Annotated in this window: 6 protein-coding genes; all 6 read left to right on the top strand. The window is 59.5% G+C overall.

Annotated elements, in window-relative coordinates; genetic code table 11:
• Window positions 1-363: 363 nt before the first annotated feature.
• The 6 genes from acpS to tsaD are packed head-to-tail and all read left to right on the top strand — an operon-like array spanning window position 364 to window position 7,187.
• Window positions 364-903 carry a holo-ACP synthase gene (gene acpS / locus DW645_RS09625; RefSeq protein WP_118227336.1) on the top strand — a complete coding sequence of 180 codons (540 nt, stop codon included), beginning with the start codon at window positions 364-366 and terminating at the stop codon, window positions 901-903.
• The gene (locus tag DW645_RS09620) at window positions 904-2,520 is read left to right on the top strand and encodes an NAD(P)H-hydrate dehydratase (protein WP_118227335.1); all 1,617 of its coding nucleotides are present in this window, start codon (window positions 904-906) and stop codon (window positions 2,518-2,520) included. It abuts the gene before it with no gap.
• A gap of 2 nt (window positions 2,521-2,522) precedes the next feature.
• Window positions 2,523-3,668: an alanine racemase gene (gene alr / locus DW645_RS09615; protein ID WP_118227334.1), complete on the top strand. Its 1,146-nt coding sequence runs from the start codon at window positions 2,523-2,525 to the stop codon at window positions 3,666-3,668.
• Between the two features lie 8 nt (window positions 3,669-3,676).
• Window positions 3,677-4,297: a uracil-DNA glycosylase gene (locus DW645_RS09610; RefSeq protein ID WP_118227333.1), complete on the top strand. Its 621-nt coding sequence runs from the start codon at window positions 3,677-3,679 to the stop codon at window positions 4,295-4,297.
• A gap of 12 nt (window positions 4,298-4,309) precedes the next feature.
• Window positions 4,310-4,816 carry a tRNA (adenosine(37)-N6)-threonylcarbamoyltransferase complex ATPase subunit type 1 TsaE gene (tsaE, locus tag DW645_RS09605; protein ID WP_118227332.1) on the top strand — a complete coding sequence of 169 codons (507 nt, stop codon included), beginning with the start codon at window positions 4,310-4,312 and terminating at the stop codon, window positions 4,814-4,816.
• Window positions 4,803-7,187, top strand: coding sequence for a tRNA (adenosine(37)-N6)-threonylcarbamoyltransferase complex transferase subunit TsaD (gene tsaD / locus DW645_RS09600; RefSeq protein WP_118227331.1), 2,385 nt, complete (start codon window positions 4,803-4,805; stop codon window positions 7,185-7,187). Before tsaE ends, tsaD begins: the two co-directional genes overlap by 14 nt.
• Window positions 7,188-7,293 lie beyond the last annotated feature (106 nt).

The following is a 7,293-nucleotide window of genomic DNA, read 5'->3' as shown; positions in this document are numbered from 1 at the left end:
CGGCCTGAACGAGGCGACGATCGCCAAGTACATCAGGGAGCAGGAGTCCCACGACATCGCACTGGACAAGCTGAGCGTGAAGGAGTACGAGGACCCCTTCAAGAGGGGGTGATGCTGCCGGTTCGACCGGCGCGCCACGGGTCAAGATGCACTAGGCCTGGACGAAGTCCGGGCCCGCGCCTTTAGACGCGAGCCCGGGGCCCGTGGGTTATACCCTAAGAGCAAACCACCCTTTTTAAGGGTGGTTCTGATTTGTATCTCGGGCAATTTGTCTCACATAGTAGCTGTGTTTTATAACCCTCGTTTGTCGCATCTTCTGCGAACGGGCTACAATAACTTAGTCTGTGCGATATGGAGGTGAACATGGCTGAAGCTGGTATCGGCGTTGATATCGTCGAGATTTCCCGCATGAGATCAATTCTTGAAAAGACGCCGTCGTTTGCTCGGCGTGTGTTTACCGAAGAAGAGCGTGCGTATTGCGATGCATCATCGCGTCCCGCTGCTCACTATGCGAGCCGCTTTGCTTCGCGCGAGGCGGTGCTTAAAGCTCTCGGCACGGGTTTTAGTCAAGGCGTGGGTCGCAAGGATGTTTCGGTAACGCGTGATAAACTCGGCAAACCGAAGGCGCTGCTTTCGGGCCGTGCTCTCGAGATCGCTCAAGAACTGGGTGTTGTTGAGGTCGCTCTTTCTATTACCCTTACGGGTGACTTGGCTGTCGCTAATTCCATTGCAATCACCGAGGATGCTCGACCTAAGCCTAAGGAAGAAAAAGTGAGCAACAAGAAACGCGTTGCGCAGACATTTAAAGAGGCTCGCTCTGTTTTAGATGAGCTTGAGCAGCTGCAGAATTCAGCATTGACGGAGCACCTGGGCGATGCTTCGCAAGATACGCTAGGAGCATAGATGAAACCGGTTTTGAGTACCGAAGAAGTCGTTCGTCTCGAGGATATCATCGAACGCGAAGGGACTTCGAAGGCCGAGCTTATGGAGCTAGCGGGTGAGTTTGCCGCCAACGAGGTCTTGAAGCTCAATCCCGATCGGGTTCTCGTTCTGGTCGGTTTTGGTAATAATGGCGGCGACGGTTGGGTTGCCGCCGATATCCTGAGCCACAAGGGTGTGGACGTGGATATCGTTTCTCCGGTTGAGCCGGATGAGATTCCTGCTGCTCTGGCACGTCATGTTGCTCGTCGAACTGCCGGCCGCGATGTGCACGTTTGCGTTGGTCCCTCGCGTGATGAGCTTGAGGTTTTGATCGATAAGGCCGACGTTGTTGTTGACGCTATTTTTGGTACCGGTTTCCACGGTGACCTGCGTGCACCGTTCTCCATCTGGATTCCGACAGTTAACGACTGCGCCGACCATGTGGTGTCCATCGATGTTCCTTCGGGTCTGAATGCCGAGACCGGTGTTGTCGACGACGACTGCATCCGTGCCGAGCGCACGGTCACGATGATCACGCCCAAGATTGGCCTCTACAGCGCTGATGGCCCAGAGTACGCCGGTGATCTGGTGTGCGGTGGCCTCTATGATCGCCTTGATGAGGTCATCGATGATGTCGACCATGCCGCCGAGATTGTCGAGCCCGGTGATCTGGTGGATTTCTTTGCTCCGCTGCCCACGAATATCGATAAGTATTCTCGCGGTTCCGTCCTTATTGTTGCCGGCTCGGCGCAGTATCCTGGCGCTGCCATTATGGCCGCCAAGTCTGCTGCCCGTGCGGGTGCCGGCTATGTGGCTGTCGCGACGCCTGATGCGTGTGCCAATCTTATTCGTATGGCACTCCCCTCGATTCCGGTTTTTGCTATTCCGTCCGATTCCCGCGGCTCTTTTGGTGCCGCTGCTCGTATGACCGTGTGCGAGATTGCAAAGAAGTACAGCTGCGTACTGTGCGGTCCCGGCATGACGACGTCTGCCGGTGCCATGCAGGTGGTTTCGGGCTTGTTGGAGCTTGATGTGCCGCTGATCCTTGATGCCGATGCGCTCAACTGCCTTTCTAAGATTGCTATCGACGGTATCGATAGCAACCCTGAGATGTACCGCCGCGAGCAACCACTCGTCATGACGCCGCACTATCGCGAGCTTTCGCGCTTGGTTGCCGGTGACGAGGTTAACGATCTGGGGACTGCAATCGCGGCCGCGCAGAAGGTTGTCTGGGCTGCCGGCTCCGACAATCTCGTGGTTATTGCCAAGGGACCGACGACGGCTATCTGTGGCGTTGAGCGCGTGCTTTTGCCGCTCTCGGGTCCGGCGTCGTTGGCGACTGCCGGTTCGGGCGATGTTCTTGCGGGCATTTTGGCCGGCACACTGGCTACCATGCGTGATGAGATGGATCGTTGGGAGCTGCTGTATTCGTATGCCGTTGCGCTTCACAGCTACGCGGGTTTTGTCGCGGCAACGGAGTACGGTGAGAAGAGTGTTATTGCGACCGATCTGATCGACTTGATCGGTCCTGCCATGGAATTGGCGGCAAAGGATGCACTCGATGATCTGGGAATCATGGACGAAGGGTCGGATGACTAATCATGAATAAAGCCGATTTGACGCGCTGGTCCTGGGTTGAGATTGACCGAGGGGCGCTTCGCCGCAACACGAGGGCTTACAAGAACCTGCTCGATCCACGTCAGCGACTGTGCTGCGTGGTCAAGGCCGATGCCTATGGCCATGGTGCCGTCGAGTGCGCCAAAATTATGTATTCGGCCGGTGCCGACATGTTTGCCGTGGCGACGGTTAGTGAAGGCGTTGAGCTCCGACAGGGCGGGATCACGAAACCCATCCTCATCCTAAGCGAGCCGCCTATCGAGGCCATTCCGACGTTGCTCGAGTTCGATATCATGCCTTCGGTCTATACGTCCGATTTCGCCCTTGCCTATGGCGAGTACGCTGTCGCGGCAGGCAAGGTGGGTAAGTACCATCTAGCCATCGAGACGGGCATGAACCGCATCGGTGTTCACTACACGCAGGTGCTCGACTTTGTTCGTGGTATTAGCTTCCATCGCGGTATCCAGTGTGATGGCGTCTTTACGCACTTCGCCACGGCCGATGAACCTTCGGGTTGGGACTATAAGCTGCAGTGCCAGCGCTTTACCGAGGCCGTTCAAGCCATTAAGGACGCGGGTTTTGAGTGCGGTATCGTGCACTGTGCCAACACGCCGTCCTCGATGCTCGATCCCTCGATGCATTTTGATATGATTCGCGCCGGCGTTGGCTTGTACGGCATGCAGCCATGCGAGCTGAGCGGCCGCGTGATGAAGCTCGATCCTGTTATGAGCGTCCATGCGCGCGTGACGCGTGTGGCGCATCCTGCGATGGGTGAGGGCGTGGGCTACGGTTTTACCTACCGCGTACCGCGCACACGCGTTCAGATCTGCACGCTGCCGATCGGATATGCCGATGGTCTTTCGCGTACGCTCTCCAATCGTATGGACGTGCTGTATCGCGGTGAACGTGTGCGTCAGGTGGGTAACATCTGCATGGACCAGTTTATGGTTGCCATCCAGTCCAATCCGGCGCATGAGATTCCCGAGGCCGAGCATGGCGACGAGATGATCATTGTTGGCCGCGATGGTGATGCCGAGATCACCATGGACGAGATGGCGCGCCTGCGCGGCACGATTAACTACGAGGTTGCTTGCGGCTTTGGCATGCGCCTCGACAAGGTCTACGTGTAGGAGCCACTATGGGTGTCATGGACATCCCCGGACATAGTCACCAAGCGCCGCGCGAGGTTGCGCTCGAGGAGATTGAGGCTGTTTTAGGCGACTGCCATCTCTGCCAGCTCTATCAGTCGCGTCATAACATCGTGTTTGGTGTGGGAAACCCCCACGCCCGCGTCATGTTTATCGGCGAGGCGCCGGGGCGTAACGAGGATCTGCAAGGCGAACCGTTTGTGGGGGCGGCGGGCGAGGATCTCAACGGCATCCTGTCGCTGGCTGGCCTCAAGCGCGAAGACGTCTACATTGCCAACGTGCTTAAGTGTCGCCCACCGGGAAATCGCAATCCTCGGCCCGAGGAAGTGCTGGCCTGTTCACCGTTTTTGCGTGAGCAGATTCGAAGCATTTGGCCCGATATCATCGTGACGCTCGGTAACCCCGCGACGCACTTTGTGCTTAAGACCGAGATTGGCATCACCAAGCTGCGCGGCAGGTTCCATCAGATGGGGCATTTTGTGGTGATGCCCACGTTCCATCCGGCGGCGGCGCTGCGTAATCCGGCGTGGCAGGAGCTGCTGGAGGAAGACTTTAAGATGCTGGGCGACTATCTGGAGCGGCATCCCGCGCCAGAGGGTGCCTCGGAATAATAAGGAGCATATATGTCCCTGGAACGCCTGGGGGTAGGTATTTATAAAACGGCTTGCTCTGCCGATACGGAGCATTTTGGCGAGCTGGTCGCGCCGTGCCTGGAAGATGGCGATGTGCTGATTTTGACCGGCGGCCTCGGGGTGGGCAAAACCCACTTTACCAAGGGCGTCTCGCGCGGGCTGGGCGATGGGCATATGGTTACGAGTCCTACGTTTGCGCTCATGGCCGTTCACGATCAAGGTCGTATTCCGCTGTTTCACTTTGATCTATACCGCCTGGAGCATGCCTACGAGCTCGAGGATACGGGCATTTTCGATGTGCTGGGCTATGAGGGTGCTTGCCTGCTGGAATGGGGCGAACAATTCCAGGACGAGCTGACGGATGAGTATCTCTCGGTGACGCTTAAGCGTGACGAGGACAACAGCGACGTGCGAACGATTACGCTTGAGGCTCACGGCGAGCGCGCGACGGAGCTTTCCGATTTGATTGATAGGGCTGTACAAGATGAGCTTGCATAGGGACAACGCGCCGGTGGTGGCGCTCGATACTTCGACTGACATGCTTGCCTGCGCGGTAAGCTGGATTGATGTGCAGGCAGGCGAGGCGAAGCTGGTAAGTGAGGACCATCTGTGTCGCCGTCATGCCAACGTGGAGCTCGTGAATACTGTTGATGACGTACTGAAGCAGGCCGGCCTGGATCGCAGCGATGTCGGCTGTTATGTGGTCGGTCGCGGTCCCGGCTCGTTTACGGGCGTGCGTATCGGCATCTCCACCGCAAAGGGTCTGGCGCGCGGTGCCAATGTGCCGTTGCTGGGTGTGTCGACGCTCGATGCTTGCGCCTGGACGGCATGGAAGGCCGGCGTGCGCGGCAAGCTTGGTGTTCTTGCCGACGCCATGCGCGGCGAGGTGTACCCGGCGCTGTATGTGCTGGGGGACGAAGGCCCCGAGCGTCTATTTGAGCGCGAGAGCGTGGTCAAGGCCGCCGTGGCGCTCGATGAGTGGCGCGAGGCCGCCGGCTGGGATCAAATGAGGCTGACGGGCGACGGCTTGGTACGTTACGGCAAGCTTTTGCGTGAGGAGGAGATTGCCCGCTGCGTGGAGCGCGACCTGTGGTGGCCTTCGGGCGAGGGCCTGCTCCTTGCGCATGCTGCGGGCGACGGAGACCCGGCCCGCATCCTGCCGATCTATACGCGCCTTTCGGATGCCGAGGAAAACGAGCGCAGGCGTCTTGGGCTTGCCGAGAGCGCGCAGAGTGAAATTACGGGCGTGGCCGATGAGCTCGCCGGTCGCCATCTGCAGTTCCGCCCCATGGGTGCGGCTGATGCCGAGGGTGCGAGCGCGCTGGAGGCAGCCAGCTTTGAAGGCGCCGGGCACGAGGCGTGGACCCCGAGCATGTTCCTGTCCGAGCTGGGTCAGGACGTTGCCGCTCCGCGCAGCTGGTGGGTTGCTCACGATGATGGCCAGCTCCTGGGCCTTGCCGGCGGTATGGTTGTCGATGGTGACGTACAGATCATGGACGTTGCCGTTGATTCGGCGCATCGTCGCGAGGGCATTGCCCGCAAGCTGCTGTCGCACGTGAGCTATGACGCCCAGATGCTCGGCTGTACCACGGCTTCGCTTGAGGTTGAGGACGGCAATGAGGACGCGATTGCGCTCTATACCGCTCTGGGCTTTACCGAGGCGGGCCGTCGTCGCGGCTACTACGGTGCCGGCAAGGACGCCATCGTCATGACGGCGCCGCTGCCCCTGGTGCTTCCTCTCGACAATGCCTCGCCCGAGCCAACTGCTGCCGAACAGCGTGCATGGCCGCTGCCCGTGCCCGAGCGCACCGTTGAGGAGCGTGCCGAAATCGAGCGCCGTCGCCTGGTACTTGCCATCGAGAGCTCCTGCGACGAGACGGCCGTGGCGATTATCGATGCGGACGGCAATATGCTGGCCAACCAGGTGTCGACGCAGATTGATTTTCATGCACGCTTTGGCGGCGTGGTGCCCGAGATCGCCTCGCGCAAGCACGTCGAGGTCATCGTGAGTGTCGTGGATGCGGCGCTTGAAGACGCCGCAGCGTCGCTGGGCCTTACGGGTGGAGCCATTGCGCCAAGCGAGCTTGCCGCTGTGGGCGTGACGCAGGGTCCGGGCCTGGTGGGCGCGCTCGTGGTTGGCGTCGCCTTCGCCAAGGGCTTTGCCTACGCTGCCGGCAAGCCGCTCGTGTGCGTCAATCATCTTGAGGGCCATCTGTTTGCCAACCTGCTGGCGCAACCCGACCTCAAACCGCCGTTTATCTTCACGCTTGTCTCGGGTGGGCACACCATGCTCGTGCACGTGAAGGCGTGGGGTGACTACGAGGTGCTCGGCGAGACGCTCGACGACGCCGTGGGCGAGGCCTTTGACAAGGTGGCCAAGGCGCTGGGCCTGGGCTATCCCGGTGGCCCCATCATTTCCAAGCTGGCCGAGACGGGCAATCCCCGCGCGATTGATTTCCCCCGTGCGCTTAACAGCAGGGGAGACTATCGTTTCTCGCTTTCGGGCCTTAAAACCGCTGTGACGCTCTATATCGAGCAGGAGACCAAGGCCGGCCGAACGATTCACCTGCCCGACCTGGCGGCTTCGTTTGAGGCGGCGGTCTTTGACGTGCAGTACAAGAAGGCCAAAAACGCCCTGCATGCCACCGGATGCAAGGAATACTGCATCGGCGGCGGCGTCTCGGCTAATCCGCATCTGCGCGAGATGATGATCAAGAAGCTTGGGCGTCAGGGGATCCGCGTAACGGTGCCACCGCTTTCGGCGTGCACCGACAACGCCGCCATGATCGCAGAGGTTGCCCGCCGTAAATTCGACCGAGGAGAAATCTCGCCGTTCGACGTCGACGCCGATCCAAACATGACGCTGTAGCTGGTACGGCGCGGTCCCCGGACGGAGGGGCCGGATATAAGGTTTCCTGCTCTACAGTCCTGCGCAAGACGAAGGCCACATTAAGTGGCCTTCTTTGCGTGCGGAA

The organism is Collinsella sp. AM23-17 (assembly GCF_003470945.1).
In the GTDB taxonomy this organism is placed as follows: Bacteria; Actinomycetota; Coriobacteriia; order Coriobacteriales; family Coriobacteriaceae; genus Collinsella; species Collinsella aerofaciens_O.
The sequence above is the reverse complement of the archived record's forward strand: the minus strand, read 5'-3'. Positions and strand labels throughout refer to the sequence as shown.

Bases quoted from the DNA above. Each gene is read 5' to 3' on its own strand.
- acpS (WP_118227336.1), top strand. From the start codon at position 364: ATGGCTGAAGCTGGTATCGGCGTTGATATCGTCGAGATTTCCCGCATG.
- DW645_RS09620 (WP_118227335.1), top strand. From the start codon at position 904: ATGAAACCGGTTTTGAGTACCGAAGAAGTCGTTCGTCTCGAGGATATC.
- alr (WP_118227334.1), top strand. From the start codon at position 2,523: ATGAATAAAGCCGATTTGACGCGCTGGTCCTGGGTTGAGATTGACCGA.
- DW645_RS09610 (WP_118227333.1), top strand. From the start codon at position 3,677: ATGGGTGTCATGGACATCCCCGGACATAGTCACCAAGCGCCGCGCGAG.
- tsaE (WP_118227332.1), top strand. From the start codon at position 4,310: ATGTCCCTGGAACGCCTGGGGGTAGGTATTTATAAAACGGCTTGCTCT.
- tsaD (WP_118227331.1), top strand. From the start codon at position 4,803: ATGAGCTTGCATAGGGACAACGCGCCGGTGGTGGCGCTCGATACTTCG.